The organism is Rhodopila sp., from assembly GCF_035548235.1.
Classification (GTDB): domain Bacteria; phylum Pseudomonadota; class Alphaproteobacteria; order Acetobacterales; family Acetobacteraceae; genus Rhodopila.
This window is the reverse complement of the sequence record NZ_DASZTJ010000080.1, coordinates 1-26,201: the sequence shown is the minus strand read 5'-3', so window position 1 is coordinate 26,201 and position 26,201 is coordinate 1. Positions and strand designations below refer to the sequence as shown.

Genomic DNA, 26,201 nt, shown 5'->3' with positions numbered 1-26,201 from the left:
TCACGCACCTGACCACGCGGGTCGGCGACACCGCGCAGACCGATGTCCCGCTGATCGGCATCGTCGATGCCCATGCCTGGCGCGTCGTCGCCAACTTCAAGCAGAGCTTCATCCAGGACTTCAAACCCGGCGACACCGCCTGGATCTGGCTCGATTCGCGGCCGTGGCGCCTCTATCGCGCGCGCGTGGCCGGCGTGGCGCGGGGGATCAGCCGCAGTCCGACGCCGGTGGGCCTGCTGCCCTACGTCGCGCCGACGACCGATTGGATCCGCCTGCAGCGGCGGTTCCCCGTGACGCTGACGCTGGTCGACCCGCCGTCCGACCTGCCGCTCTACATGGGGGCCGACGCGCGGGTGCTGATCCTGCCATGATCGCCTGGTCGCGGCGCGCGCTGGACCGGGCCGCCGCGCTGGTCCAGGCGTTGTACCTCGATCTGCTGGATGTAAGGTGGTCCGGCCACCGGGCGGCACTGTGCGCCGTCGCGACCCTGAGCACGACGCTGGCGACCGTACTGGCGCTGCTGCTGCACCTGGAGGACGTCTGGTGGGCGAGCATCAGCGGCTTCATCTGCACGCAGGCGACCAGCCCGGCATCGGTGCGCAAGGCCATCCTGCGCATCATCGGCACGGCCGCCGGGGCGGGCGCGATCATCGCGCTGAGCCCGCTCCTGGTGGACGACCCCGTGCTGATCACGCTGGCGCTGTTCGTCGCCAGCACCCTGGGACTCCTCGGCCTGCTGGTCAGCGATCACGGCTATGCCTGGATGCTCGGCGCCGTCACGGTGGACATGGTGCTGATCGGATCCATGACCGATCCTGACTCGGTCCTGCATGTGGGCGTCCTGCGCACGGCCGAGGTCGCCGTCGGCAGCCTTGCGGCCGTGCTGGTCGCCTGGCTGGCGGGGATGGAGGACACGTCCCACGCAGAGGCGCCGCCGCGTCCGGGGTGGCGGCATCTGCTGGACGCCCAGTGGCCGGCGATGGGGCATGCGACGCGGGCCGCGCTGGGCATCGTGGCGGTTCCCTGGGTGTGGCAATGGCTGCATGTCCCCAGCCAGGCGCAGATCGCGGTGACGATCGCGGCCGTGATGGCGCTGCCGGCGGTGGGCGCGGACCCGCAGGAGGACCAGCGGAAACTGCGGGAACGCGGGATCTACCGCCTGGTCGGCTGCTTCCTGGGGGGCATCGTGGGGCTGCTGTGCCTGGCCATCTCGATCCAGAGCTTCCTGCCCTGGCTGCTGACCCTGGGCGCCGGGATCTGGATCAGCGCCCATATCCAGGCCAGCGAGCGCGGGACCGGCTATATCGGGACGCAGGCCGCGGTCGTGTTCATCATGACGCTGGTGCAGGGATCGGGACCGCCGGAGAGCCTGGTGCCGGGGGTGTCCCGGTTCGCCGGGATCGCCGGCGGACTGCTTGTGTTGCTTCTCGTCAGCCTGCTGACCGCGCCCGACCCGGCCCAGCCAGCCGTCGCGCGGCGATAGCGCGCAGCGCGCTGACCCCGATGCGGGACCCCGATGCGTTGACCCCGGTGCGGGACCCCGATGCGGGACCCCGCCGTGACGGGGACGAGGGTGCCGCCGCTAGGCCGAGGCGACCAGCTCCGCGATCGCCGACCCCACATCCGCGGTGCCGGCCTGGCCGCCCATGTCACGGGTCTTCGGGCCGCTTTCCCGCAGCAGCGTCTCGATCGCCGCGACGATCGCCTTGCCGGCAGCGTCCTCGCCCAGGTGCTCCAGCATCAGCGCGGCGGACCAGATCTGGCCGATCGGGTTGCAGATGAACTTGCCGGCGATGTCCGGCGCCGATCCGTGCACCGGCTCGAACATCGACGGGAAGGCGCGTTCGGGGTTGATGTTCGCCGACGCGGCCACGCCGATCGACCCGGCCACCGCCGGTCCCAGGTCGGACAGGATGTCGCCGAACAGGTTCGATCCCACCACCACGTCGAACCAGTCCGGGTGCTGCACGAAATGCGCGCACAGGATGTCGATGTGGTACTGGTCCGTGCGGATGCCGGGATAGGCCTTCGCCATCTCGGCGAACCGTTCGTCCCAATACGGCATGGTGAAGGTGATGCCGTTCGACTTCGTCGCCGAGGTGACATGCTTCTTCGGCCGGGTCTGCGCCAGCTCGAACGCGTATTTCAGGATCCGGTCGGTGCCCTTGCGGGTGAAGACCGACTGCTGGGAGACGAATTCGCGGTCCGTGCCCTCGAACATGCGCCCGCCGACCGAGGAGTATTCGCCCTCGGTGTTCTCGCGCACGACATAGAAGTCGATGTCCGCTTCGGTCCGGCCGGCCAGCGGCGTGCGGACGCCGGGCATCAGCTTGCAGGGCCGGACATTGGCATACTGGTCGAAGCCCCGGCGGATCGGGATCAGCAGGCCCCACAGCGAGACGTGGTCCGGCACGCCCGGCCAGCCGACCGCGCCCAGCAGGATCGAGTCGGATTGCGCGAGCTGGTCCAGCCCGTCATCCGGCATCATCTTGCCGGTTTCCTTATAGGTCTCGCAGGACCAGTCGTAGTGTTTCAGCTCCAGCTCGAAGCCGAAGCGGCGGGCGGCGGCGTCGATCACCTTCAGGGATTCCGGCACGGTCTCCTTGCCGATGCCGTCACCGGGCAGAACCGCGATCTTGTGTTTCCGTGCCATCGACCTGTTCCCTCCAAGCTGTCAGCCCCGGATAGCCGAGCTTGGGCGTTCGGCCAAGTCGTTGGGGGCATCACGTCATGGCCCGGTCAAGCCGGGCCGTGACGAGGAGCGTGCGTCCGCGGGGGAGTTTGCGTCCAGGACCGGGGAGCCCGGTTCAGTGGGACGGGGAGCCTGCTTTCAGTCGCCCTTCTCGCCGGGATAATCCGGTTCCGTCAGGAACGGGAACGGGCCGGGATAGGTCTGCACGTAAGCCGTGTGCGTCACGAACCCGGTCGCTGCCTGCCACAGATGGATCTGGTACGCCGGCGGCTCGAAGTTCAACGCCCCCGGGTCGTCGGCCTCGAAGGTCAGCTGCACCTGGTGCGCGACCGACGGCGACACGGTGGCGACCGCGTGTGCCACCTGCCCGACGATCGGGCGATGGTGATGCCCGGCGATGATCCGCTGCACCTGCTTGTGCCTGCCGATCACCGCGGCGAACCGCTCCGGTTCCTGCAGGGCGATCCGGTCCATGTGCGGCAGGCCGGTGAAGAACGCCGGGTGGTGCATCGCCACCAGCGTCGGTTTCGACGGCTGCTCCGCCAGCCGCGCATCCAGCCAGCCAAGCTGGCTGTCGGACAGCGCGCCATGGCTCTGCCCCGGCACCAGCGTGTCGAGCATGACCACGCGCACCGGATGGTCCTCGATCGTGTACTGGACGAATTCCGGATCGCCGGTCACGCCGGGCAGGTACGCCAGGTGCTGGCGCAGGTTGCCGCGGCGATCGTGGTTGCCGGGCACGACATAGACCGGGCCCGGCAGCGCGCGGCGCAGGATGGTGGCGAAATTCTCATACTCCGCCGGCATGCCGCATTCCGTCAGGTCGCCGGTGATCAGCACCAGGTCGGGCTGGGGCTGCATCCGCCGCACCACCCGCAGCGCCTGCTCCGTCAGCATGTTGGTTTCCGAGACCCGGTTGCAGGCCATGCCGCGGGGGCGGACATGCAGGTCGGTCAGTTGCACGATCAGCATCGGCGGTTGCTCCGTCGGCGGTTACGTTGTCGGCGTTACGCCGTCGGCGATTACGCCGTCGGTGATTACTCCGTTGGTGATTACTCCGTCGGCGATTACTCCGTTGGTGATTACTCTGGCACCTTCAGGGCGGTCTGCTCGACATAGGGGCGGAGCAGGGCATCGGCCTCCTGCTGAGCCTTGGCCATGGCCGCTTCCGGCGTCGCCTTGCCGGCCAGCACCGCCTGCACGCCGTCTTCCAGCGCCTTGCGCACGCCCACCACGTTGTAAGTGGAGAACCAGCCGCGCGCGTATTGCAACTGGTCCAGCGCCACCTTCGCGTTGGGATGGGCCGCCATGAAGCTCTTCATGTCCGGCAGGTCATAGGCGGCGATGCGCGGCGCGAAATAGCCGGTGAAGCGGCTCCAGCGGCCGGCGACCTCGGGCGAGACCAGCCATTTCATCAGCGTCCACGCGGCCGCTTCCCGTTCGGGGCTGTTGCCCTTGGGCAGGATCAGCGAGGCGCCGCCGATCGGTGCGGCGTTGACCAGCGCGCGCGGCAGGAAGGCGGTGCGGTACGGGGTCTTCATGTTGTCGCGCACGAAGGACAGCGCCCCGGTCGACAGGACCATCATCCCCAGCCGGCCCTGGAAGAAGGCGGTGGTGACGGCGTTGGCGTCGGTGACGCCTTCGGGCATCGCCTTGTCCTTGTGCACCAGGTTGTCCAGCAGCTTCACCGCGCCGATGGTCGTGGGGGTGTTGTAATAGACCTCCCCGCCATAGCCGGTGTTGTAGAAGTCGCCGCCGTTCGACATCGCCAGCGCCGAGGTGATCCAGCCGCAATAGTCATAGGTGCCGGGCATCATGAAGCCCCAGCGCGTGGTGTTGCCGTCGTCGCGCTTCACCAGCTTCTTCGCGTCGGTCACGAAATCCTGCCAGGTGACCGGCGGCTTGTTCGGGTCCAGCCCGGCGTCCTTGAAGGCGTCCACGCTGTAATACAGCAGCGGCGTCGAGTTCTGGAACGGCACGCCGTAGACATGCCCGCCCTCGGTCGAGTTCAGCTTCAGCGCCGGCCAGAACTCGGACTCGAACTGGTCGACGGTCTGGCCGTCCTTGGCGATCAGCGGATCGAGGTTTTCGATTTCATTGTCGATGACGTATTCGCGCACGAAATTCGCGCTCATGATCACCACCGCCGGCGGCTTGCCGGCCTTGATGGCGGCGTGCGTCTTCAGGTTGGTGTCGTCATAGCTGCCCGTATAGACAGCCGTCACGTTGATGTCGGGATGGGACTTGTTGAAGTCGCCGATGACCTTCTGCATCTCGACGGCAAGCTTCCCCTGCACCGGCACCGGGAAATACATGTCGATGTCGGTGGCGGCACGGGCGGCCCCGCCGGCGAGCAGCAGGGCGGCGAGCGTCGCGGAAAGATGCAGGCGCATGGTATGGAAATCCTATTTGATGCCGGAATAGGTGAAGGACTCGACGAAACGCCGCTGGAACAGCACGAAGACGACCAGCAGCGGGGCGGCGACGAAGAAGGTGCCGGCGGCGATCACGCCCCATTCCGATCCGGCCTCGGCGCCGGAGGTGAAGGAGGCGAGGCCGACCGTCAGCACCTGGTTGGACGGCGAGGACGTCGCCATCAGCGGCCACAGGAACTCGTTCCAGTGCGACGTGACGGAGACGATCGCGAAGGCGATCAGGCCGGGACGGGCCAGCGGCAGCAGCACGTGCCAGATGATGCGCAGGCGGGAGGCGCCGTCGACCACGGCCGCTTCCTCGTAATCGCGCGGCAGCGAGCGGAAGGTCTGGCGCATCAGGAACACGCCGAAGGCCGAGGCGCAGTACGGCGCCATGATGCCCGGCAGCGTGTCATAGAGGTGCAGCGAGATCAGCGTCGCCATGTTGGGCACGATCAGGATCGGCGGTGCCAGCATAAGTTGCAAAAGAAACAAATAGAACAGAACGGTCGCACCGCGAAACCGCAGCCGAGCGAAGGCGTATCCGGCGAGGCTGACGGTGATGCACTGGATGAGCAGGATCCCGCCGCAGACCAGCAGCGTGTTGAGATACCACAGCGGGAAGCTGCCGGCGCTCCACGCGTCGGCGAAGTTGCGCCATCCGAACGGTCCCGAGGGCCACAGCGCGGCGAGGTCGGGCGCGCCGGCGCCGGCTTCCCGCACCGACGCCACCGCCATCCAGGCGAACGGGATCACCCACAGCAGCGCGCCGAGGCCGGCCAGCGCCAGCCAGACGCGGTCAGCTTTGGGGACGCGGTCAGCTTTCATAGTGGATGCCTCGTTCCAGCCGGCGGATCGATGCCGCCGACAGCGCGAACAGGAACGCGACGCTGACCACCGTGGCGGCGGAGGCGAGGCCGAGATCGAAATTCTGGTGCGCCTGCTGGTAGATGTAGAACAGCATCATGGACGTGGCGTCGGACGGTCCGCCGTCGGTCAGGACGATCACGTGGTCGATCTGGGTGACCGCGTTCAGCGTGGCGATGACGCCGACGAACAGCAGGGTCGGGCCCAGCAGCGGCAGGGTGATGCGGAAGAAGCGCTGCAGCGCGTTGGCGCCGTCGATGCGCGCGGCGTCCAGCAGGTCCTGGGGCACGCCGGCCAGGCCGGCGAGGAAGAACAGCATGTAGTAGCCGCAGTTCTTCCAGATGCTGATGGCGATGATCGACCCCAGGGCCAAGGACGGGTCGCCCAGCCAGTTCGTTTCAGCCAGGCCGAAACGGCCCAGGTAGTGATCCAGCAGCCCGGCCTCGGGCAGGAAGATGAAGGCGAACAGCGCGGCCGCGGCGACCAGCGGGATCAGCATCGGCAGCGCGACCAGGGTGCGCAGCACGCCGGTCAGCCAATTGGTCTCCCGCAGGGCGACGGCGAACAGCAGCGACAGCGCGATGCCGGGGAGGATCGTCCCGGCGGCATAGATCGCGGTGTTGACGACGGCCGTCCGGAAATGCGCGTCCGCGAACAGGCGGGCGTAATTGCCCCACCCCCATGTGCCCGCCCCCCATATGCCGGCCCCTGATGTGCCGGCGCCGCCGAAGCCCTGGATCCGCAGGCTGCCGACCAGCACCTGCACCACCGGCCAGTAGGTGAACAGCGCCAGGAACACCCCCGAGGGCGCCAGCAGCGCGAACGCGGTCAAGGCCTGGGACGAGGCGATTCTCGGCCGGGGCAGGGAAAGTGTCATGGGGCGGTTGAGCGCGCGAGTGCCGGCCGTCATCAGGCCGGGCAGATAACGCGTGCCCGTGAAGGAGCGATGACGGTTCGGTGACGGTCACATGACAATGCCCTTCGGCCATACCTGGCGAAGGCGAATGGTCCGGTTCCAAAAATCAACCCGTTCTCGATCCGTGGGGAAGGGTCACGATCACCGTCGGAGCATTCCGGGCGAAGACCCATCTCTCGACGCTGCCGGATCGGGTGCCGCGGGTGGGGAAACCGTCACGCGGCATGGCACGCCGATCGCCAGCCGGGTGAGGAAGCGGCAGGCCGAACCGCGGCGCGTCTCCACCTGGCCGCAACCCTGCCGATTCATGCATGGCAGCCATCCGCTTGCCACCCGCGCGCATGCGTCGTCTCCTGCCGTGAACGGAAGGAAACGGCCAATGACAACAGTACGCTGGCGACTCATCGCTCTGTTGCTGATCGCGAACATGATCAACTACATCGACCGGGTGAACCTGTCGTTCGCGGCACCGCATTTCATGCGCCTGCTGGATATCGGCCCGGGCGAGATGGGCATCGTCCTCTCGGCCTTCCTGTGGACGTATTTCCTGCTTCAGGTGCCCTCGGGCATGGCGCTCGACCGCTGGGGCGTCCGTTTCGTGTTCGGTGGCGCGGCGGTCCTGTGGGGCGCCGCCACGATGCTGACCGCGACGATCACCAGCGCGATGTCGCTGCTGTTCTGGCGCGTCCTGCTGGGCGTGGGGGAAGCGCCGTCGGCGCCGGCCGGCACCAAAGTGCTGAGCGAATGGCTGCCGGACCAGGAGCGTGGGCTGGCCGGCTCGCTCAACGTCGCGGGGGTCCCGCTGGGGGTGTTCGTCGGCTCGCCGCTGATCTCCTGGCTGCTGACCCGTTTCTCCTGGCAGATGGTGTTCATCGTGACGGGCCTGCTCGCGGTCCTGTGGGGGATCGGCTGGACCGCCTATTACCGGCTGCCGGACCGGCACGCCGGCGCGAGCGATACCGAACGAAACCATATCCTGGCGAACAACGCCCGCCTGACCCGCGGCGACGTGCCGCGGGAGGCGAGCTGGGGCCAGTTGCTGACCAACCGCAACGTCCTCGGCCTCGCGCTCGGCCATGCGACGCTGCTGTTCAACCTGTATTTCTTCATCACCTGGCTGCCGACCTACCTGATCGAGCAGCACCACATGACGATGATCCATACCGGCCTTTATGGTGCGATCCCCTGGTTCTTCGGCCTGGCGGGCGCGCTGGCCGGCGGCGGCGCGTCCGATTGGCTGGTCCGGCGGGGCTGGAAGCTGATGCAGGCGCGCAAGGCGTTCCTGGGCCTGGGCATGATCCTGAGCATGGGGGCGCTGTTGTCGGTCTTCACCGACAGCACCGCCTGGACGGTCTTCTGGCTGAGCGTCGCCGTGTTCGGCCTGCTGCTGACCAACAGCGTGGTCTGGTCGGCGAATGCCGAGATCGCCCCCTTGACGCAGGGCGGCCGCGTCGCCGGCATCCAGAACTGCGTCGGCAACGCCGGCGGGCTGCTGGCGCCGATCGTCGCCGGCTTCCTGCTGCAGAGCACCGGCGCCTGGTCCGCCCCGCTGATCGTCGCCGCGATCGTCGCGCTGTTCGGCGCGGGGATCTACACGTTCATGCTGTCGGACAGCGGCCGCTTCGTCGTGGAGGATGGGGCGGCCCGCATCGGGTCGGCCGGCGCGCGCGCCTGACCGCCCCCAACAATTCCTCTTTGCATCGTCCGTCAATCCGGGCATGGTGCGCGCGTCCCGGGCACCCGCCGCGGGAGAGTGCGGGACACCCCGCCGCCGAAGGCGCAACCGGCCCCCGGAAACGCTCAGGCAAACGGACCGCGGACGGGTAGGGATCTCTGGAAAGCCAGGCTCGTTCAGGCCTGCACCGACGGAGTAAGGCGGTTTCCCCCGCCGAATCTCTCAGGTCAATGACAGAGGGGGGTCATCGGCGTCGGCACCCATGCCGGCACGTGACCCTGGAGTGTGTGCCCGTGGAATCGAATGCCGTGTCCCCGTCGACCGAACCGCTGCGGCAGACTCCGCTCGATGCCTGGCATCGCCGCCACGGCGCTCGGATCGTGCCGTTCGCCGGCTATGCGATGCCGCTGCAATACGATTTCACCGGGGACCTCGCGACCCGCTGCAAGGGCGGGATCATGGCCGAACACCTGCACACGCGGGCACAGGCGGGGCTGTTCGACGTGTCCCACATGGGCCAGGCGACGCTGGAAGGCGCGGGCGTGGCGGCGGCGCTGGAGGCGCTGGTGCCGGGCGACATCATCGGCCTGAAGCCGGGCCGCCAGCGCTACACGCTGTTCACCAACGAAGCGGGCGGCATCATCGACGACCTGATGGTCGCGCGCCTGGCCGAAGACCGCCTGTTCCTGGTGGTCAACGCCAGCCGCAAGGAGGTCGATTTCGGCCACCTGCACAACCACCTGTCCGGCCACACCCTGACGCCGCTGGAAGACCGGGCGCTGCTGGCCCTGCAAGGACCGGCGGCGAAGGACGTGGTGGGGGAGCCGGCGGCGGCACTGCCCTTCATGGCCGTCGCCGACCTGGCCTTGTTCGGCATCGCCTGCCAGGTCACCCGGTCGGGCTACACCGGGGAGGACGGGTTCGAGATCTCGGTCGCCGGCGCCGACGCCGAAGCCTTGGCCGACGCGCTGATCGCGCATCCGGCCGTCGTCCCGATCGGCCTGGGCGCACGCGATTCGCTGCGGCTGGAGGCCGGGCTGTGCCTCTACGGCAACGACATCGACGAGCTGACCAGCCCGGTGGAAGCCGGCCTGACCTGGGTCATCGGCAAGCGGCGGAAAATGAGCTGGGACTTCCCCGGCGGCCTGCTGGTCCGCGACCAGCTCGACAACGGCCCGCCACGCCGGCGGGTGGGAATCAGGCCGGAAGGACGGGCACCGGCGCGCGCGCTGACGCAGGTCCTGGCGATGGACGGCACCGAGGCCGGGACCGTGACCTCGGGCGTTTTCGGGCCCAGCGTGAACGGCCCGGTGGCCATGGGGTATGTGCGAAAGGATTTGGCGGACGACGGCACCCCGCTACAGTTGCTGCTGCGCGGCAAGCCGATTCCGGCCACGGTCTCACCCTTGCCGTTCGTTCCGCATCGATACCAACGCTGAAACAGGGAAACCCGTCATGGCCAGCAACAGCGCGGATAAGCGTTACACGAAAGATCACGAGTGGGTCGTCCTGGACGGCGACATCGCCACCGTCGGCATCACCGACCATGCGCAGGAGCAGTTGGGCGACCTGGTGCATGTCGAGCTGCCGGAGCTGGAGCGCCAGGTCGCCGAGAGTGAGGCCTGCGCGGTCGTGGAGAGCGTGAAGGCGGCGTCCGACGTCTACTCGCCGCTCGCCGGCAAAGTGGTCGAAATCAATGAAACCATCGTCGAAGACCCCTCCATCGTGAACAGCGACGCCGAAGGCGAGGGCTGGTTCTTCCGTCTCGAGCTCGAAAGCCCCGAGGCGTTCGAGGCGCTGATGGACCAGGACGCATACGACGAGTTCTTGGAAAGCCTGTAATGATCGATGTATTGGCGGAACTGACGGAACTCGAGGAAAACGACGGCTTCGTCCGCCGCCATATCGGTCCATCGGACAGCGAGTTGACGGCGATGCTGGCCACGGTCGGCGCGGCATCGCTGGATGACGTGGCGGCGAAGACCGTGCCGGGATCGATCCGGTCCAACGGCGCGCTCGACCTGCCGCCGGCGATCGACGAGGCCGCGGCGATCGCGGAGCTGCGGGCGTTCGCGTCCCGCAACGTGCTGAAGAAGTCGCTGCTGGGCCTTGGTTATCACGGCACCGTCACGCCGCCGGTGATCCTTCGGAACGTGCTGGAGAACCCCGGCTGGTACACCGCCTATACGCCCTACCAGGCCGAGATCGCGCAGGGGCGGCTGGAAGCGCTGCTGAACTTCCAGACCCTGATCATCGAGCTGACGGGGATGGAGATCGCCAACGCCTCCCTGCTGGATGAGGCCACCGCGGCGGCCGAAGCGATGGCCATGGCGCACGCGCTCGGCAAGTCGAAATCGAACGTGCTGGCGGTGGCGGACGACCTGCATCCTCAGACGCTCGCGGTGCTGAAGACGCGGGCGAAGCCGCTGGGGATCACCCTGCAGCCGGTGGCGCCGGGGGACGTGGCGGCGGTCGGCGCCGCCAACCCCTTCGCGCTGCTGCTGCAATATCCGGGCACGACCGGCGCGATCCGCGACCTGTCGACCGAGATCGCGGCGGCGCACGAGGCGGGGGCCCTGGCGATCGTGGCCACCGATCCGCTGGCGCTGACGGTGCTGACGCCGCCGGGCGAGATGGGGGCGGACATCGTCGTCGGGTCGGCCCAGCGCTTCGGCGTGCCGATGGGCTTCGGCGGGCCGCATGCCGGGTTCTTCGCCACGCGGGACGCGTTCAAGCGCGCGATGCCGGGGCGCCTGGTGGGGGTGTCGCTGGACGCCGCCGGGCAACCGGCGATGCGGCTGGCGCTGCAGACGCGGGAGCAGCATATCCGGCGCGAGAAGGCGACCTCCAACATCTGCACCGCCCAGGTGCTGCTGGCGGTGATCGCCGGCTTCTACGCCGTCTGGCACGGGCCTGCCGGCCTGGCGCGCATCGCCAGGCGCATCAACCTGCAGGCGCGCATCCTGGCCGACGCCGCGCTGCGCGCCGGGCTGACGGTGCGGCATGGGGATTTCTTCGACACGATCGTCATCGAAGGCGCGCCCGACCTGGTCGAACGTGCCGCCGAGGCCGGGTTCAACCTGCGGCCCGTCGATGGCGGCGTGGCGATCGCGCTGGATGAGACGATCACCCGCGTCGACTTGATCGCCTTGTCGGGCCTGCTGGGGGCCGAAGCCTTCGGCGGCGAAACCGCCAGTTCCTTGGGTGCGGTCGCCTCGATCCCGGCGCCGCTGTCGCGCGGCACGCCGTTCCTGCAGGGCGCGGTGTTCAACCAGCATCACGCCGAACACGAGATGCTGCGCTACCTGAAGCGGCTGGAGGACAAGGACGTCGCGCTCAATCGCAGCATGATCCCGCTGGGCTCCTGCACGATGAAGCTGAACGCCACGGCGGAGATGATCCCGATCACCCTGCCGGGCTTCGCCGACATGCACCCGTTCGCGCCGGCGGACCAGACCGAAGGGTTCCTGGCGGTCATCCGGCGGCTGGAATCCTGGCTCTGCGCCGCGACCGGCTTCGCCGCCGTCTCGCTGCAGCCGAACGCCGGGTCGCAGGGCGAATACGCCGGGCTGCTGGTGCTGCGGGCGTTCCACGAATCGCGCGGCGAGGGGCATCGGGACGTGTGCCTGATCCCGTCCTCGGCGCATGGGACCAACCCGGCCAGCGCCGCCATGGCAGGGCTGAAAGTCGTCGTCGTCGCCTGCGACAAGGAAGGCAACGTCGACCTGGCCGACCTGCGCGCCAAGGCCGAGAAGCATGCGGCGAACCTGGCGGCGCTGATGATCACCTACCCGTCCACGCATGGCGTGTTCGAGGGTGCGATCCGCGACATCTGCACCGTGGTGCACCAGCATGGCGGGCAGGTTTACATGGACGGCGCCAATATGAACGCGCAGGTCGGGCTGACCTCGCCGGCGTCGATCGGGGCGGATGTCTGCCACCTGAACCTGCACAAGACGTTCTGCATCCCGCATGGCGGCGGCGGTCCCGGCGTCGGGCCGATCGGCGTCGCGCCGCATCTGGCGGGCTTCCTGCCGAACCACCCGCTGCGCGCCGACGCGGGGCCGGAGACGGGGATCGGCCCGGTCTCGGCCGCGCCGTTCGGGTCCGCGCTGATCCTGCCGATCTCCTATGCCTATATCCGCATGATGGGCCCGGCGGGACTGAAGCGCGCGACGGAGGTCGCGATCCTGTCGGCCAACTACATCGCGCGGCGGCTGCGCGAGTCGTATCCGATCCTGTACGCCGGCCCGGGCGGGATGGTGGCCCATGAATGCATCATCGACTGCCGCGGTTTCGCGCAGGAGGCGGGCGTGCAGGTCGAGGACATCGCCAAGCGCCTGCAGGATTACGGCTATCACGCGCCCACCATGTCCTGGCCGGTGGCGGGCACGCTGATGATCGAGCCGACCGAGAGCGAGTCGAAGGCGGAGCTGGACCGCTTCTGCGACGCGATGATCGCGATCCGGGCGGAGATCGCGGCGATCGGGGCGGGGCGGCTGGACCGGGCGGACAATCCGCTGAAGCACGCGCCGCACACGGCGCACGAGGTGATGGCCGACGTCTGGACGCATGCCTATACACGCGCCCAGGCGGCCTATCCGCTGCCGTTCGTCGCCGCCGCCAAGTACTGGCCGCCGGTGAAGCGGGTCGACAACGTATACGGCGACCGGAACCTGGTCTGCACCTGCGCACCGCTGGAGGCTTACGCCCAGGCGGCGGCGTAGCGCTCGTCAGGCGACGATGACGTCCACCGACCCTGCGGCGGAGGCGAGGCGCCTGTCGCGCGTCAGCAGCGGCGCCCCAAGGGCCTCGGCCAGCGCCACGTAGACGGCGTCATACGCCGTCAGGTTGTGCCGCAGCGCCCAGGCGCGGCGGAGCAGCATGTCGTGCGGATAGCGCTGCATCGGCAAATCCGCGAGGTCGGTCAGCGCCGCGTCTCCACGCGCGGCGTCGATCATGCCGCCGGCGGCATAGCGCCGCAGCACCTGCGCGACTTCGACGTCGACCAGGTGAGGGGCATGCAGCGATTGGCCGGCGGTGAAGAGATGCTCCTCGATGGCCGCGGCCGACGGGGTGCGCAGCAGCACCTCCAGCACCGCCGACGCATCAACGACGATCACGCCCGGTCGCGTTCCGCTCGGACTGCGTCGGCGGGCGACGGCGCGGGGTTGGTCGCCGAGCGGGTGCGGAGACGGTCGCGGAGTTCGTGGAGGGTGGGGTGTTCGGCGATCTGCCGGACTTCGTTCAGCAGGTAGTCCGACAGCGACATGCCGGCCATTGCCGCACGTGCTTTGAGCTGGCGGTGCAGCGAGTCGGGCACGTTGCGGATTTGGATCATGACTCCCATGGGATCAACATGTGAACATGTGTCCCGCATGTCAACGATCGTGGTGACGGGTTTTGCTTGGCACACCCCCTGCATGCCCGGCCCGCGTCAGCAAGAGGGACGCGGCATGCTGTTCCACATGATCCAGGGCGGCCCCAAGCCGGTGGCGCCGTTCAGCCATGCGGTCGAGGTCGATGGCTGGGTCTTCGTCACCGGCCAGATGCCGGACACCCCCGCCGCCCCCGGGATCCTGCCGGCCGGGATCGAGGCGCAGACCCGGAACTGCATGGCCAACCTGGCCACCGTGCTCAACGGGATCGGCCTGGGGCTGGAGCATGTCGCCATGGTCCGCATCTACCTGACGCATTTCCAGGAGGACTACGCGGCGATGAACGCCGTCTACCGCACCTTCTGGCCCGAAGGCCGATTGCCGGCGCGCACCTGCATCGGCACCACCGGCCTTGCCTATGACGCCCGTATCGAGATCGACATGGTCGCCCGCCGCGGAACGGCATGAAACACGACGTCGCGGAGCGGCCTGACACACGACACCGCGGAGGACAAACGTCATGACGGACCTGAACGACGACCCCGGTGAAATCCCTTATCGCCGCTTCGGCATCCCGAAGCTGGGATTCGAGAATTACTGGTATCCCGTCATCACCGATGCCGAACTCGGGAAGAAGCCGAAAGGGGTGCGGCTGCTGGGCAACGACATCGTGCTGTTCCGCGACGGCGACAAGATCTTCGCCATGGACGACCGCTGCCCGCATCGTGGCGTGAAGATGTCGCTGGGACAGTGCCATTTCCCCGGCACGATCTCCTGCCCGTACCACGGCTGGACCTTCGACGGCGCCTCCGGAAAGCTGGCGGCGGCGCTGATGGACGGGCCGGACGCGCCGATCGTCGGCAAGGTCACGCAGCGGACCTATCCGGTCCAGGCGCACGGCGGACTGATCTGGATCTGGCCCGGCGCGATGGAGCCGTCCGTGCTGGCCGACGACGTGCCGGAATGGATCGGCGACCAGTCGACGTTCTTCAATATCTCGATGTACACCGATTACAAATGCAACTGGCGCTGGCTGGTCGACAACTGGCCGCAGGACCATCACGCCCAGTATGTGCATCGGAACTCCCCCGAACTGATCTTCCAGCCGCAGCTCCCTTATGCGCTGACGCTCGATCCCCAGCCGCTCGACGGCGACAAAGGCATCTCCATTCGTCGCTCGGGCGGAATGACCGGGGCGGACTATCCAAGCCTGGGGCATTTTCCGGCGAAGGAGTGGTGGCGGTTCATGAAGCCCTCGGGCCGAGGCAACGTCTCGGGATTTGCCAACTCAAAGGCGTACAAGGTCTATGGCATCAAGAACCAGTCGGAACTCTGGCTGCCGGGCCTGACGGTGGTCGGGCGCATGAGCGGCGAATACAGCCTGATCCAGTGGGCCGTGCCGATCGACGGGACGACGACGCGTTGTTTCAACATCAACAATTTCCGCCGCATGGGGAAATGGCGCGAACTCTACGACCGGGTGCATTACCGCGTGTTCCGAAGCTGGATCCACGACCGGATGTTCAGCGACCAGGACAAGGTGATCATCGAGACGACGATCGCCGGCCCCGAACGCCTGTCCAAGAGCGACACCGGCGTCCTCGCCTGGCGCAAGTTCGCCGGTGCGCATGCACGCCGTCCGACGGAACCGGTGGCGCTGGGACGGGAGGTCGCGTAGCTCAACGCGCGCCCGCCCCCGTCATCGCCTGGAACACGCCGTCGCGGCGGACCAGCGCATGGAACAGCGCCGCGCCAAGATGCAGCAGGATGGTCGCGAAGAACAGGTAGGCCAGGACGATATGGGCCTGAAGCAGCGCGGCGTGCAGGGCATCGCTGTGCGGCAGGATCGGGGGCAGGTGGACCACGCCCGCCAGCACCACCGGATAGCCGCCGGCCGACAGCATCCCCCAGCCGACCAGCGGCATCGCGACCAGCAGCGCGTACAGCACGACATGCGACAATTTCGCGCCGACCACCTGGATCGCCGGCAGGTCCGCGGGCAGCGGCGGGGCTCCGCGCCGGACGCGCAACGCCAGGCGGCCGAGGGCCAGCACCAGGATCGCGATGCCCAGCGGCTTATGGATCGCGACCAGCGTCAGGTAGGCCGGCCGCACGGTCGAGACCATCACCACGCCGATGAACAGCATCGCCAGCACCATGATGGCCATCAGCCAATGCAGCGCGCGCTGCGCGGGGGAGAACGCGGTCTGGTTCACAGGTGGCCTCCTGTACGGGGATAAGCGCCGGCCTCGGCGGTGCGCAGGTCGAAGGAGCGGGCATAGGCGGCGGAACGGGCCGGCAGCAGCGGATCGTCCGACACCGCGATGCCCGAGGGCAGGATGGTGGGGTCATAGTTGATGTCGCGGCAGGGGCCGTTGGCCTCGGGCTCCATGGCGGAGACGGTCAGCGTGCCGACGTCGACCTGCGGGCGGTCGGCAGGCCACGCCTTGGTGGCATCGTTCGACGGATCGCCGGGGGCGGCCAGGGTGACGATCAGGTGCCAGGCCAATGCCCCTTGGCCCAGGCGTTGCGCGAGGTCTTTCTCCAGGTAATCCGGTCCCATCGCGGCCAGTTCGGCATGCGGCACCGGCGTCTGGGGGATGGTCGCCTGCATCGACCAGCGCACCAGGTGGCTGTGCCCTTGGGAGTCGATGAAGCGGAACGCGTCCAGGCTGTTATAGGTCTGGTCGGCGAAGCTCGCGGTCCAGGGTGCGGTGGCGGCCCAGTGCGCGAAGGGCCGGGACGCCGGGTGCGTGGCGAAGAACCGCTTCGTCGCCGCCGGGTCGGGCTTGCCGGTCGCGGGATCGATGTCCTGGGTCAGCGTCAGCGCATAGAAATCCTTGGGATTGGGCACCACGAAGACCGGCGAATCGTTCATGCCGCTGCGCCATTGCTGGCCGCCGGCGGTGATCTGGACGGCCATGCTCTTGACCCGCCCGGTGGCGTCGGCGGAGTCGGGATCGCCCACGGCGATGGCGAAGCGCCCGATGACGGGATAGGTCCCGTTGGCCAGCATCGGCGCGGTGGAGAAGGCGGCGCCCTTGCCGTTGGCCGCGAACGTGCCGGTGAAGCAGACGCCCTTGGAATGGTTGCGCCGGTGCCCGACGGGATCGCCGCCGCGGTCGCCCAGGGCAGTGATGAGCTTCGCCGGAGTCAGGCGGTGCGGCGCCAGCCAGCCGCCGGCATAGGCGAAGGCGCCGGCGGCGGCGACCAGGACGCCGCCGATGGCCGCCAGGCGCAGACCCAGCGCGGAACGGGAAAGAGCGGGCTTCCGGGATGTCTCGGTGGGTGGCTGCATGCGATTCGACCTCCGTTCGGAAGGGTCTACGCGGGCCGGCGCAGGGCTATTCCGGGCGGGCGAGATTAAAATTCGGCAAAGTCATCCGGTTGGCCGATGCTCCGGCTCGGCGGCCCGTCCCGGTTGGCACCCCGCCGAACCCCTGGCACACTGGCGGCAATCTAACCGACGGAGAGTAGCAACATGACTGACTGGGTCCGGGTCGCGGCAAAGGGCGACGTGGCCGAAGGCACCTGCATCGGCGTTCGCGTGGGCGAGAAGGAGGTCGCCGTCTTTCACATGCCCGGCGGCGATTTCTGCGCGACCGACAATGTGTGCTCGCATGAATACGCGCTGCTGACCGAGGGCTGGATGGAAAACGGCTGCATCGAATGCCCGCTGCACGCCGCGCAGTTCGACATCCGGACGGGCAAGGCGCTGTCGGCGCCGGCGGACGAGGATATTGCGGTGTATCCGGTGAAGATCGAGGGAGAGGACGTGCTGGTGCAGGTCTGACACCGGCCTGGATGGCGCCGGCCGCCGCCGGCGTCAAAGAAACGTTGCAAACATAATAATAATGGCAATGGGGCGCCACGGCGCCTTGGAGGAAACCCGATGCCAAACGTGATCCTTTACGCTGGCCTTGGTTCCGAGCTGACCTGCTACCGGGTGGATGCGCATGCGGGCGGGTTGCGGCGCCAGGGTTCCGTCACCCTGCCGGCCGAGGTCCAATACGCCGTCCCGGACCGGTCGGCGGGACATCTGTTCGTCGCCTCCAGCAACCGCAACAACGAGGACTCGCCGAACGGCGCGGTCCATCACCTCACCACCTTCCGCATCGCCGCCGATACCGGCCTGCTCACCCAGGTCGGCGCGCCCGGTCCGCTGCCGGACCGGCCTATCCACCTGACGGCCGACGGCGCGGCGGCGCACCTGCTGGTGGCGTTCAGCGACCCGGCGGGGCTGCGAGTCTACAAGGTCAATGCCGACGGGACGCCCGGTGAACCGGTGCCGCAGGCGGACCCGATCGAGACCGGCATCTATCCGCACCAGGTCCGCGTGACCCCCGACCAGAAGCAGGTCATCCTGGTCTCGCGCGGCCACGATCCCAAGAACGGCAAGCCGGAGGAACCCGGCTGCCTCAAGGTCTTCGACTACCGCAATGGCCGGCTGTCCAACGAGGCCTCCATCGCGCCGAACGGCGGTTTCGGCTTCGGGCCGCGCCATCTCGATTTCCACCCGACCGGCCCCTGGATCTATGTGGCGCTGGAGCGGCAGAACCGGTTGCAGGTGTTCAGCCGGCAGAACGGCCGCGTATCCGATCAGGCGCTGTTCACGCGAGAGACGTTGGCCGACCCCGCGCGGCGGGGCCGGCGCCAACTGGTCGGCACGGTGCGCGTCCACCCCAGCGGGCGGTTCGTCTATGTCGCCAATCGCGGCGACGCGACGGTGGAGGAGGGCGGCCAGAAGGTCTTCGCCGGCGGCGAGAACAACTTCGCCGTCTACAGGATCGATGCCGGGACGGGCGAGCCCGCGTTGATCCAGCACATCGACACCGGCGGCATCCATTGCCGCAACTTCCAACTCGATTCCACCGGCCGGCTCCTGGCCGCCTCGCATATCCAGCCCGTCAGGATGCGGCGGGACGGTGAGGTCGTGGTCGTCCCGCCCTGCATCTCGCTGTTCCGCGTCGGTGAAGACGGCAAGCTGACGCTGCTGAAGACGCACGAAGTCGCGATCACGGGGCGGCGGATTTTCTGGATGGGTCTGGTTGAGGTATGATCGAACTATGATCATACCTTTGCACCAGGGCGCCCTCGAACGATGACCGCCCCGATCGACTGCGACCTGCATCCGGTGGTGCCCGGCATCAAGGCGCTGATGCCCTATCTCGACGACCATTGGCGGGACACGGTGGTCCGCCGCGGCATCGAGGATCTGACGACGATCAGCTACCCCAGCCGCAACCCGCTGAGCTTCCGCCAGGACTGGCGCGACGGCAGCGGCCGCACCGGGATGGACGTCAAGACGCTGACGGCCCAGGCGCTCGACCCGCTGGGCACGCAACTGGCGATCCTCAGTCCGCTGTACGGCGTGCAGGCGCAGTTCAGCGAGGATTTGGGCGCGGCCATGACGCGGGCGCTGAACGACTGGATCGCCAAGGAATGGCTGGACCGGGATTCCCGGCTGCGCGCCTCCATCGTCGTGCCGATGCAGAACGTGGCGATGTGCGTGGAGGAGATCGAGCGCCTCGCCCCCGACCGGCGTTTCGTGCAGGTGCTGCTGCTGGCGGGGTCGGAGACGACGCTGGGCCGGCGGGCGAACTGGCCGATCTATGAGGCGGCGCAGCGGCACGGGCTGCCGATCGGCATCCATGCGGGTTCGATGTTCCGCCACCCGGTGACCGCGGTCGGCTGGCCGACCACCTACACCGAGGACTACATCAACCAGGCCGGCGCCTTCCAGACCCAGCTCGGCAGCCTGCTGACCGAAGGCGTCTTCGCGAAATTCCCCGAGCTGACCGTCGTGCTGATGGAATCGGGCGTCACCTGGCTGCCGGCCTATTTCTGGCGGCTGACGAAGTTCTGGAAGGGGCTGCGCTCCGAAATCCCCTGGGTGTCCGACCCGCCGACCTCGATCATCCGGGAGCGGGTGCGGCTGACCTTGCAGCCGTTCGACGGGCCGCCGGACGCGGCGTCGGTCATGCGGCTGATCGAGCACCTGGGATCGGACGAAATGATCCTGTTCTCCACCGACTATCCGCATTGGCAGTACGACGGGGCCGACCCGATGCCGGAGGGCCTGGACCCGGGCCTGGCGGCGAAAATCATGGAAGAGAACCCGCTGAAGACCTATGTTCGATTGAAAGAAAGGGAGACGACGCGATGAATGTCGACGTCCTGAACCGCGCCGGCGTGCAGCCGGCGAGCATGTCGAAACTGGCGATCGCCGATTGCGACGTGCATCCCCGGGCCTCGGGCGTGGGGATCGGCGGGGTGAGCAAGTCGCTGTATCCCTATCTGTCGCAGCGCTGGATCGACCATGTCGAGACGTTCGGCATCACCTACCGCCAGCAATGGGAGAAAGGGTCGTCCTATCCCAAGGGCCAGCCGCAGGCGTGCCGACGGGACGCGTTCCTGCCCGACGGCAGGTCGCCGGGCAGCGACCTGGGCTTCATGCAGGCCCAGCACCTCGACCCGAACAATGTGGCCATGGGCATCCTGAACCCGCTGACCAGCGGCCAGGGCGCCACCAACCCGCTGCTGTCGGCCGCGATCACCCATGCCACGAACCAATGGCAGAAGACCGACTGGACGTCCCGCGACAAGCGGCTGCGCGGGTCGGTCGTGGTTCCGTACGAGGATGCGGACGCCTCGGTGAAGGAGATCGAGCTGTGGGCCGACGACACCGAGTTCGCCCAGGTGCTGCTGCTGACCCGGACCGCGGAGCCGCTGGGCCAGAAGCGGTACTGGCCGATCTACGAGGCGGCGGCCGAGGCCAACCTTGCCGTCGGCATCCATGCTTTCGGCCAGGGCGGCTGGCCCAACACGGCGGGCGGGTTCGCGAGTTATTACATAGAAGAAATGGTTGGCCACGCGCAGGCGCAGCAGGCGGTGCTGACCAGCATGATCCTGGAAGGCGTGTTCGAGCGGATACCGAACCTGAAGGTCGTGCTGGTGGAAGGCGGCCTGTGCTGGGCCGCGTCCCTGGCCTGGCGGATGGACCGGCAGTGGCGGAAGCTGAAGCAGGAAGTGCCGCACCTGAAGCGTGCGCCGTCGGAATACATCAAGACCAATGTCTGGTTCACCACCCAGCCGATCGAGGAGCCCGAACCGCGCAGCCAACTGGCCGAGGCGTTCGACTGGATCGGCTGGGACCGCATCCTGTTCGCGACCGATTATCCGCACTGGGACTTCGACGACCCGGCCCATGCCCTGCCGATCAAGATGACCGCAGCGCAGCGGCAGGCGGTGTTCCGGGACAACGCGATGACGGTCTACCGCCCGGCTTGAGGCGGCCACAGCGGCCGGAGCATATCCCCCGGATCATATTTCCCGGATCATATTTCCCGGATCATATTTCTCGGTCTGGGAAGCCGAAGCCGATCAGCGCCATCACCAGCGCCAAGGCCCAGGCGAGGTAGATCGACACCAGCAGGTCTCGCGGCTTGAACCGGCGGGCCAGGTACCAGGCCGGTGCCGCCCCCAGCAGCACCGACGCCGCCGTGGGCGCCCATCCGAACGTGTCGCCGGCATACAGCCCCATGATGAAGCCCATGATCGCTGCGACGAAGACCGGCGGGATGCAGGCCAGCAGCAACATTTCGTGCCGCATGAAGGCGCTGGCGCAGATCACGAAGCCCAGCAGCGCCAGCGTCACGAAATAGACCAGCGGTTCGGCGATCTCGGGCGGCATCGGCCCTTTGGCCCCCCCTTTGGCCCCGGTCAGCTTCCGACCTTCAGCGGCGACACCAGGCCGCGCAGGCACGCCAGCAGCGACAGCGGCGTGAGCTTTCCCGTCTTCGGATTGTCGACGCTCGGCACGTTCTCGATGGTCATGGAGAAGCGGGCGGCCTCGGCCTCGACCTCGATCGTGTGGATGTTGCGGGTGATGCCCGGGTCGGCCCAGATCTGCACATGGGTCCGCACCGGCCCGATGCCGGCCAGGGCGAGGGCGGCGGCGACGTTGACATTGGCGGGGAAGCCGGCGGCGGCATCCAGCGCGTTCCCCTCGAACACCTTGATCGGACGGTCGATGTCCAGCACGTCGATGCCGTGCTTTTCGAGGTACGGCGCACCGGCCAGGCCCAGCGGCGGCTTGCGGGTGATCAGGTTGACGCTCTCGATCGGTCCCTCGGCGGCGGCGCGCACGGCGTCCAGGCCCAGCAGCGCCCCGGTCGGCACGACGATCCGGGCCCCGGTCTGCTTGGCCAGCCGCGCCAGGTGCATCCGCGGCAGTAGCGCGCCGACGGATGCCGGGACGAAGATGCGGCCCGCCTCGATGGCCGGCAGGGCCACGCGTTCGAACAGGGCGGCCGGGGTCGCTTCCACCACGATGTCGGCATCCGCCAGCTCCGGAAACTCCACCAGCCGTGGGGGCGCGCGGAATCCCACCAGGTTGGCGCGTGCCTTGACGGGGTCCCGAGCGGCGACGGTGACGAGGCGCAGGCCGTCGATGCCGCTGTCGAGGGCGCGTGCCAGGGGAAGGCCGATGGCGCCTAGGCCGGCGATCGCCACGGACATGGTCATGCGTCGAACTCTCCCCAATCACCGGCGCTATTGGTAGACAACGCAAGCATCTTTGCAAGCTCTAGTTGTTGGCGCGTGTTGATATTAGCGAAGATAAGGCGTGAAACGACAGGGAATTCGACTGGTTTCGTCCCGATGATCGCGGCGAAATCTGCGACTCGCCGGGATTGGGAGGTGTTCAGGAACGATTGCAACGTTTCTGCGCAGGACACGGGCCAGGTCGCCAGAAGATGGTGTTGACGATTGTCTGCCAAGACGGATCGTGGTGCCGGCAGCAGTTTTTCCGCGAAGCCCGGCGGCAGGAACGGCATGTCGCCGGGCGCGGTCAGCAGGACCTCGGCCTGCAGGGTGGCCGCCCAGCGCAGGCCGGCGAGCAGGCCCGCCAGCGGTCCTTGGCCGGCAAGGTCGCCGTCGGGCAACACGGATAGGTTGTAGGCCGCGAAGCGCGCCGGGTCGCCGTTGGCGCTGATGGCGATGTCGGGCAGGCCGACCGCGTCGATCACCGCCTGCAGCATGGTCCGGCCGCCGATGTCCAGCAGCGGCTTGTCGCCGCCGCCCATGCGTCGCGCGGCGCCGCCGGCCAGGATGACGGCGACCAGTCGGGGCTTCACCTGCTATCCTTACGCGAAGGGGCGGATGGGGCGAGCGATGGGACTCGAACCCACGGCATCCAAGACCACAACCTGGCGCTCTACCAACTGAGCTACGCCCGCCATCCAGGGGGCGCGATGTAGGCCGGTTACGACGCCGCCGTCAAGCATCGTGCGGGCCCATCCGATCGGTCCGTTGGGGTAACTCCGTCGGGTCGGGCCCGATCGGCCGGGCCCGTTCGGCGGGCAAAGTTGCATCGACAGCGAAACCGCTTGCCCGACGCAGGGCTGGCGGGCATTTTTCGGGGCATGAGCGCGTCCAACCCCGCATCGCAACCTGCTCCGCAGGCGCAGCCCGCCATGCCGGGCGGGGAGACGATCGACCAGGCGCTGACGCGCGCGCAACAGGCCGCGCAGGCCAAGCGGCTGAACGAAGCCAGCGGGATCTGCGCCGACGTCCTGGTCGTCTCGCCCGAACATCCGGCCGCGCTGGCGCTCCAGGGCATCGTCGCGGCCATGGCCGGCGACCCCGAGAAAGGCGTCGTCCTGCTGCGCCGCGCGATCCAGCTTCGCCCCGGCAACGCGACCTGGTACGCGCATCTCAGCTCGCTCTGCCGCAGCACCTACCGGATGGAGGAGGCGTTGGCGACGGGGCAGGAGAGCATCCGCCTCGATCCCAACAATCCCGAACACCTGGTCAACCTGTCGCTGATCTTCGTCGACGTGGACGACCGGGAACGGGCGACGGCCTGCCTGCTGCGGGCGCTGGGACTGAAGCACGACCACGCCGACGGGCATTTGGCCATGGCGCAAACGCTGCTGGCGCAGGGCGATTTCGACCCGGGCTGGATGGAATATGAGTGGCGCAACCTGACCGAGGCCGGGAAGGCGACGATGCCGGCGATGACCTCGGCGACGTGGAACGGCATGCGCATCCCGACCGGACGGCTGCTGCTGGTCGGCGACCAGGGCTACGGCGATACGATCCAGTTCGCCCGCTATATCCCGATGGCGGCGGCGCGGTGCCAGGAGCTGATCCTGGGCTGCAGCGCCGAGATGGGGCCGCTGCTGGAGAACATCCCGGGCGTCGCCAAATATTGCCACCGCTGGACCGACGTGCCTGGCCACGCGGCGCATTGCCGGCTGTCCAGCCTGCCGTACCTGTTCCGTACGCAGATGGATACGATCCCGTCCCAAGTTCCCTATCTGAAAGCGAACCCCTCGCGCATCGCGCATTGGCGGGAGCGTCTGGCCGCCACGCTGCCGCCCGGCGTGAAGCGCATCGGCCTGGCCTGGACCGGGCGGCCGACGCATCCGAACGACCGCCGGCGTTCGATGCCGCTGTCGGGCCTGGCGCCATTGGCCGATGCCGGTCCCGCCGTCTTCGTCAGCCTGCAGAAGCCGATGCCCGCGCGCGACCTGGAGGCCGTTCCCCTGTTCCGCGGCATGACCGACCTGTCGAACGAGCTGACCGATTTCGGAGAGACGGCCGCGGTGATCGAGAACCTGGACCTGGTCGTCACGGTCGATACCTCCATGGGCCACCTGGCGGGGGCGCTGGGCAAGCCGGTCTGGATCCTGATCCCGAAAGCCGCCGACTGGCGCTGGCTGCTCGATCGCGACGACTCCCCCTGGTACCCGTCCGCTCGGTTGTTCCGCCAGCAGAAGCCGGGCGCCTGGGAGGAGCCGATGGGCCGGCTGCGGACGGCGTTGGGCGCGTTCCTGACCCAGACCCTGGAAACCACGGCGGCCAACTGAGGCCGGACCGGCGCGGCACGGTGATGCGTCCATTCCGGTCTGAAAACGAGCAACGCCGGGGGAACGGTTGAGCTTCAGCGCCATGACGCGCGGTGGTAGCCTGGCGGCATGATGTTCGATGCCGACACGCTGATCCGCGACCTGGACGCCGAAGGCCATGCCGTGCGGCCGCTGCTGGATGGCGCGACCTGCCGCGACTTGGCGGCGCTGTACGACGACCCGGCCCTGTTCCGGAAGCGGATCGTGATGGAACAGCGGGCCTATGGCCGCGGCGAATACCAGTATTTCGCCTATCCTCTGCCCGACCCCGTGGCCCGCCTCCGTGCTGCGCTGTATCCGGCCCTGGCACGCGTGGCCAATGCCTGGCAGGCGCGGCTGCAGGGCGGGCGGGTGTTTCCGCCGACGCTGGACGCCTATCTGGCGGAATGCCATGCCGCGGGCCAGACAAGGGCGACGCCGCTGCTGCTGCGGTATGAGGCCGGCGGGTTCAACTGCCTGCACCAGGACCTCTACGGCGACCTGGTGTTCCCGCTTCAGGTGGTGGTGCTGCTGAGCGATCCGGCGACGGACTTCTCGGGCGGCGAGTTCATTCTGGTGGAACAACGGCCCCGTGCGCAGTCACGGGCGATCGTGGTGACGCCGCGCCAGGGGGAGGCGATCGTCTTTCCCGTGCATCACCGGCCGGGCGCCGGCGTTCGGGGACCCTATCGCCTGACGATGCGCCACGGGGTCAGCCAGGTGCATACGGGACGGCGGCAGACGCTGGGGATCATCTTCCACGACGCGGCCTGAGGCTGTCGCCAGATCCGCCGCCTTTTCAGATCCGCCGGACCGGCAGCCACCAGGCGAACAGCATCGCCGACGCCGTGAAGCAGCCGATCGTCAGGAACGCGAAGCGGAACGCCTCCGAGATCTCGCCGGTCACCACCAGCCTCTGCGCCGCCGGCAGCGAATCCAGGGCCTTGGGTCCCAATTGCACGATGCCGGCGAACATCGATGCCGTCTGGGTGTCCTGGTGCGCCAGGGCGGCAAACAGCACCGCGCCGACCAGGGCCGTGCCGATGGAGGCGCCCACGGCGCGGGAGAACTGTACCGACGCCGCGGCCGAACCCAGGAACCGCGGTCCGGCGACCACCTGGACCGTCATCTGCACCGTCGGCATCGCGGTGCCGGCGCAGAGCGCCCCCACGGCCAGCATCAGGCTGATCGTCCCGTCAGAGAAATGCGGGGCAAACGCCGCCAGCGACATCAGCACCGTGGCGGTCACCGCCAGCCCGACCGAAGGCAGGATCGCGGTCCGCCCGGTGGCGGCGATGATCCGGCCGGTGAACAGCGACCCCGTGGCGATCCCCAGCGTCAGCGGCAGCAGCAGGAACCCCGAATGC

27 protein-coding genes, 1 tRNA gene and 1 riboswitch are annotated in these 26,201 nt (G+C 68.2%); of the genes, 14 read left to right on the top strand and 14 right to left on the bottom strand.

The genetic code is table 11. The annotated features are described in order from the left end of the window. On the top strand, nucleotides 1-371 hold a 371-nt coding region (locus VHB27_RS06555; RefSeq protein WP_325598438.1), incomplete at its 5' end, for a hypothetical protein. Next, a complete protein-coding gene (locus VHB27_RS06550) occupies nucleotides 368-1,483 on the top strand; it encodes an FUSC family protein (RefSeq protein ID WP_325598436.1) in 1,116 nt (371 codons plus the stop codon). The genes VHB27_RS06555 and VHB27_RS06550, both read left to right, overlap by 4 nt. A 99-nt stretch (nucleotides 1,484-1,582) precedes the next feature. Here VHB27_RS06550 and VHB27_RS06545 read toward each other — a convergent pair whose 3' ends face one another. The 5 genes from VHB27_RS06545 to VHB27_RS06525 form a co-directional block, all read right to left on the bottom strand. Beyond that, nucleotides 1,583-2,653, bottom strand: a complete 1,071-nt coding sequence (locus VHB27_RS06545) for a tartrate dehydrogenase (protein ID WP_325598434.1) — start codon at nucleotides 2,651-2,653, stop codon at nucleotides 1,583-1,585. 177 nt (nucleotides 2,654-2,830) lie between these two features. Continuing rightward, on the bottom strand, nucleotides 2,831-3,664 hold the full coding sequence (locus tag VHB27_RS06540) for a phosphodiesterase (RefSeq protein ID WP_325598432.1): 834 nt from the start codon (nucleotides 3,662-3,664) through the stop codon (nucleotides 2,831-2,833). 110 nt (nucleotides 3,665-3,774) lie between these two features. After that, nucleotides 3,775-5,085, bottom strand: a complete 1,311-nt coding sequence (locus tag VHB27_RS06535; RefSeq protein ID WP_325598430.1) for an ABC transporter substrate-binding protein — start codon at nucleotides 5,083-5,085, stop codon at nucleotides 3,775-3,777. 12 nt (nucleotides 5,086-5,097) lie between these two features. Further along, the gene (locus tag VHB27_RS06530) at nucleotides 5,098-5,934 is read right to left on the bottom strand and encodes a carbohydrate ABC transporter permease (RefSeq protein ID WP_325598428.1); all 837 of its coding nucleotides are present in this window, start codon (nucleotides 5,932-5,934) and stop codon (nucleotides 5,098-5,100) included. Continuing rightward, nucleotides 5,924-6,850 carry a carbohydrate ABC transporter permease gene (locus VHB27_RS06525; protein ID WP_325598426.1) on the bottom strand — a complete coding sequence of 309 codons (927 nt, stop codon included), beginning with the start codon at nucleotides 6,848-6,850 and terminating at the stop codon, nucleotides 5,924-5,926. Before VHB27_RS06525 ends, VHB27_RS06530 begins: the two co-directional genes overlap by 11 nt. Before the next feature lie 418 nt (nucleotides 6,851-7,268). Between VHB27_RS06525 and VHB27_RS06520 the strand changes: the two genes are divergently transcribed. The 4 genes from VHB27_RS06520 (at nucleotide 7,269) to gcvP (ending at nucleotide 13,291) form a co-directional block, all read left to right on the top strand. Further along, a complete protein-coding gene (locus VHB27_RS06520; protein ID WP_325598424.1) occupies nucleotides 7,269-8,564 on the top strand; it encodes an MFS transporter in 1,296 nt (431 codons plus the stop codon). Between the two features lie 148 nt (nucleotides 8,565-8,712). Further along, nucleotides 8,713-8,811: riboswitch (glycine riboswitch) on the top strand. Nucleotides 8,812-8,857: 46 nt separating this feature from the next. Next, entirely contained in the window at nucleotides 8,858-10,003 is a 1,146-nt protein-coding gene (gene gcvT / locus VHB27_RS06515) for a glycine cleavage system aminomethyltransferase GcvT (RefSeq protein ID WP_325598422.1), read from the top strand. 16 nt (nucleotides 10,004-10,019) lie between these two features. Next, nucleotides 10,020-10,406, top strand: a complete 387-nt coding sequence (gene gcvH / locus VHB27_RS06510; RefSeq protein ID WP_325598420.1) for a glycine cleavage system protein GcvH — start codon at nucleotides 10,020-10,022, stop codon at nucleotides 10,404-10,406. Further along, nucleotides 10,406-13,291, top strand: coding sequence for an aminomethyl-transferring glycine dehydrogenase (gene gcvP / locus VHB27_RS06505; RefSeq protein WP_325598418.1), 2,886 nt, complete (start codon nucleotides 10,406-10,408; stop codon nucleotides 13,289-13,291). The genes gcvH and gcvP overlap by 1 nt, the downstream gene beginning before the upstream one ends. A 6-nt stretch (nucleotides 13,292-13,297) precedes the next feature. On the opposite strand, the gene VHB27_RS06500 is transcribed toward gcvP, so the two are convergent. Together VHB27_RS06500 and VHB27_RS06495 are read right to left on the bottom strand one after the other, a co-directional pair. After that, on the bottom strand, nucleotides 13,298-13,687 hold the full coding sequence (locus VHB27_RS06500; RefSeq protein ID WP_325598416.1) for a type II toxin-antitoxin system VapC family toxin: 390 nt from the start codon (nucleotides 13,685-13,687) through the stop codon (nucleotides 13,298-13,300). Then, on the bottom strand, nucleotides 13,684-13,914 hold the full coding sequence (locus tag VHB27_RS06495) for a FitA-like ribbon-helix-helix domain-containing protein (protein ID WP_325598414.1): 231 nt from the start codon (nucleotides 13,912-13,914) through the stop codon (nucleotides 13,684-13,686). The genes VHB27_RS06500 and VHB27_RS06495 overlap by 4 nt, the downstream gene beginning before the upstream one ends. A gap of 73 nt (nucleotides 13,915-13,987) precedes the next feature. On the opposite strand from VHB27_RS06495, the gene VHB27_RS06490 reads away from it, so the two are divergent. Then, on the top strand, nucleotides 13,988-14,410 hold the full coding sequence (locus VHB27_RS06490; RefSeq protein WP_325598412.1) for a RidA family protein: 423 nt from the start codon (nucleotides 13,988-13,990) through the stop codon (nucleotides 14,408-14,410). Between the two features lie 52 nt (nucleotides 14,411-14,462). Continuing rightward, nucleotides 14,463-15,620, top strand: coding sequence for a Rieske 2Fe-2S domain-containing protein (locus tag VHB27_RS06485; RefSeq protein WP_325598410.1), 1,158 nt, complete (start codon nucleotides 14,463-14,465; stop codon nucleotides 15,618-15,620). Nucleotide 15,621: 1 nt separating this feature from the next. On the opposite strand, the gene VHB27_RS06480 is transcribed toward VHB27_RS06485, so the two are convergent. Together VHB27_RS06480 and VHB27_RS06475 are read right to left on the bottom strand one after the other, a co-directional pair. After that, nucleotides 15,622-16,158, bottom strand: a complete 537-nt coding sequence (locus VHB27_RS06480) for a cytochrome b (RefSeq protein ID WP_325598408.1) — start codon at nucleotides 16,156-16,158, stop codon at nucleotides 15,622-15,624. After that, on the bottom strand, nucleotides 16,155-17,240 hold the full coding sequence (locus tag VHB27_RS06475; protein ID WP_325598405.1) for a catalase family peroxidase: 1,086 nt from the start codon (nucleotides 17,238-17,240) through the stop codon (nucleotides 16,155-16,157). The genes VHB27_RS06480 and VHB27_RS06475 overlap by 4 nt, the downstream gene beginning before the upstream one ends. A gap of 183 nt (nucleotides 17,241-17,423) precedes the next feature. Between VHB27_RS06475 and VHB27_RS06470 the strand changes: the two genes are divergently transcribed. From VHB27_RS06470 to VHB27_RS06455, 4 genes are all read left to right on the top strand, one after another. Then, nucleotides 17,424-17,735, top strand: coding sequence for a non-heme iron oxygenase ferredoxin subunit (locus tag VHB27_RS06470; RefSeq protein WP_325598403.1), 312 nt, complete (start codon nucleotides 17,424-17,426; stop codon nucleotides 17,733-17,735). Between the two features lie 99 nt (nucleotides 17,736-17,834). Continuing rightward, the gene (locus tag VHB27_RS06465) at nucleotides 17,835-19,001 is read left to right on the top strand and encodes a lactonase family protein (RefSeq protein ID WP_325598401.1); all 1,167 of its coding nucleotides are present in this window, start codon (nucleotides 17,835-17,837) and stop codon (nucleotides 18,999-19,001) included. Between the two features lie 42 nt (nucleotides 19,002-19,043). Continuing rightward, a complete protein-coding gene (locus VHB27_RS06460) occupies nucleotides 19,044-20,108 on the top strand; it encodes an amidohydrolase family protein (RefSeq protein ID WP_325598399.1) in 1,065 nt (354 codons plus the stop codon). Further along, the gene (locus VHB27_RS06455; protein WP_325598397.1) at nucleotides 20,105-21,232 is read left to right on the top strand and encodes an amidohydrolase family protein; all 1,128 of its coding nucleotides are present in this window, start codon (nucleotides 20,105-20,107) and stop codon (nucleotides 21,230-21,232) included. Before VHB27_RS06460 ends, VHB27_RS06455 begins: the two co-directional genes overlap by 4 nt. A 61-nt stretch (nucleotides 21,233-21,293) precedes the next feature. On the opposite strand, the gene VHB27_RS06450 is transcribed toward VHB27_RS06455, so the two are convergent. From VHB27_RS06450 to VHB27_RS06435, 4 genes are all read right to left on the bottom strand, one after another. Continuing rightward, the gene (locus VHB27_RS06450; RefSeq protein WP_325598395.1) at nucleotides 21,294-21,635 is read right to left on the bottom strand and encodes a hypothetical protein; all 342 of its coding nucleotides are present in this window, start codon (nucleotides 21,633-21,635) and stop codon (nucleotides 21,294-21,296) included. 29 nt (nucleotides 21,636-21,664) lie between these two features. After that, nucleotides 21,665-22,468 carry an aspartate dehydrogenase gene (locus tag VHB27_RS06445; protein ID WP_325598392.1) on the bottom strand — a complete coding sequence of 268 codons (804 nt, stop codon included), beginning with the start codon at nucleotides 22,466-22,468 and terminating at the stop codon, nucleotides 21,665-21,667. After that, nucleotides 22,465-23,079 (bottom strand): molybdenum cofactor guanylyltransferase, encoded by a 615-nt coding sequence (locus VHB27_RS06440; protein WP_325598390.1) that lies wholly within the window; start codon nucleotides 23,077-23,079, stop codon nucleotides 22,465-22,467. Before VHB27_RS06440 ends, VHB27_RS06445 begins: the two co-directional genes overlap by 4 nt. Before the next feature lie 26 nt (nucleotides 23,080-23,105). Next, a tRNA-His gene (locus tag VHB27_RS06435) sits at nucleotides 23,106-23,181 on the bottom strand. Nucleotides 23,182-23,367: 186 nt separating this feature from the next. Between VHB27_RS06435 and VHB27_RS06430 the strand changes: the two genes are divergently transcribed. Further along, entirely contained in the window at nucleotides 23,368-24,816 is a 1,449-nt protein-coding gene (locus VHB27_RS06430) for a glycosyltransferase family 9 protein (RefSeq protein WP_325598388.1), read from the top strand. Between the two features lie 108 nt (nucleotides 24,817-24,924). Continuing rightward, complete coding sequence (locus VHB27_RS06425) at nucleotides 24,925-25,608, top strand: 2OG-Fe(II) oxygenase (protein WP_325598386.1); 684 nt, start codon at nucleotides 24,925-24,927, stop codon at nucleotides 25,606-25,608. A 25-nt stretch (nucleotides 25,609-25,633) separates the two neighbouring features. On the opposite strand, the gene VHB27_RS06420 is transcribed toward VHB27_RS06425, so the two are convergent. Continuing rightward, nucleotides 25,634-26,201 (bottom strand): hypothetical protein (locus VHB27_RS06420; RefSeq protein ID WP_413788617.1); only part of this gene is annotated, 568 nt, incomplete at its 5' end.

Excerpts from the sequence above, each read along its gene's own strand:
- VHB27_RS06550 (WP_325598436.1), top strand. The coding sequence starts at position 368 with ATGATCGCCTGGTCGCGGCGCGCGCTGGACCGGGCCGCCGCGCTGGTC.
- VHB27_RS06545 (WP_325598434.1), bottom strand. The coding sequence starts at position 2,653 with ATGGCACGGAAACACAAGATCGCGGTTCTGCCCGGTGACGGCATCGGC.
- VHB27_RS06540 (WP_325598432.1), bottom strand. The coding sequence starts at position 3,664 with ATGCTGATCGTGCAACTGACCGACCTGCATGTCCGCCCCCGCGGCATG.
- VHB27_RS06535 (WP_325598430.1), bottom strand. The coding sequence starts at position 5,085 with ATGCGCCTGCATCTTTCCGCGACGCTCGCCGCCCTGCTGCTCGCCGGC.
- VHB27_RS06530 (WP_325598428.1), bottom strand. The coding sequence starts at position 5,934 with ATGAAAGCTGACCGCGTCCCCAAAGCTGACCGCGTCTGGCTGGCGCTG.
- VHB27_RS06525 (WP_325598426.1), bottom strand. The coding sequence starts at position 6,850 with ATGACACTTTCCCTGCCCCGGCCGAGAATCGCCTCGTCCCAGGCCTTG.
- VHB27_RS06520 (WP_325598424.1), top strand. The coding sequence starts at position 7,269 with ATGACAACAGTACGCTGGCGACTCATCGCTCTGTTGCTGATCGCGAAC.
- gcvH (WP_325598420.1), top strand. The coding sequence starts at position 10,020 with ATGGCCAGCAACAGCGCGGATAAGCGTTACACGAAAGATCACGAGTGG.
- gcvP (WP_325598418.1), top strand. The coding sequence starts at position 10,406 with ATGATCGATGTATTGGCGGAACTGACGGAACTCGAGGAAAACGACGGC.
- VHB27_RS06495 (WP_325598414.1), bottom strand. The coding sequence starts at position 13,914 with ATGGGAGTCATGATCCAAATCCGCAACGTGCCCGACTCGCTGCACCGC.
- VHB27_RS06490 (WP_325598412.1), top strand. The coding sequence starts at position 13,988 with ATGCCCGGCCCGCGTCAGCAAGAGGGACGCGGCATGCTGTTCCACATG.
- VHB27_RS06485 (WP_325598410.1), top strand. The coding sequence starts at position 14,463 with ATGACGGACCTGAACGACGACCCCGGTGAAATCCCTTATCGCCGCTTC.
- VHB27_RS06475 (WP_325598405.1), bottom strand. The coding sequence starts at position 17,240 with ATGCAGCCACCCACCGAGACATCCCGGAAGCCCGCTCTTTCCCGTTCC.
- VHB27_RS06470 (WP_325598403.1), top strand. The coding sequence starts at position 17,424 with ATGACTGACTGGGTCCGGGTCGCGGCAAAGGGCGACGTGGCCGAAGGC.
- VHB27_RS06465 (WP_325598401.1), top strand. The coding sequence starts at position 17,835 with ATGCCAAACGTGATCCTTTACGCTGGCCTTGGTTCCGAGCTGACCTGC.
- VHB27_RS06460 (WP_325598399.1), top strand. The coding sequence starts at position 19,044 with ATGACCGCCCCGATCGACTGCGACCTGCATCCGGTGGTGCCCGGCATC.
- VHB27_RS06455 (WP_325598397.1), top strand. The coding sequence starts at position 20,105 with ATGAATGTCGACGTCCTGAACCGCGCCGGCGTGCAGCCGGCGAGCATG.
- VHB27_RS06450 (WP_325598395.1), bottom strand. The coding sequence starts at position 21,635 with ATGCCGCCCGAGATCGCCGAACCGCTGGTCTATTTCGTGACGCTGGCG.
- VHB27_RS06445 (WP_325598392.1), bottom strand. The coding sequence starts at position 22,468 with ATGACCATGTCCGTGGCGATCGCCGGCCTAGGCGCCATCGGCCTTCCC.
- VHB27_RS06430 (WP_325598388.1), top strand. The coding sequence starts at position 23,368 with ATGAGCGCGTCCAACCCCGCATCGCAACCTGCTCCGCAGGCGCAGCCC.
- VHB27_RS06425 (WP_325598386.1), top strand. The coding sequence starts at position 24,925 with ATGATGTTCGATGCCGACACGCTGATCCGCGACCTGGACGCCGAAGGC.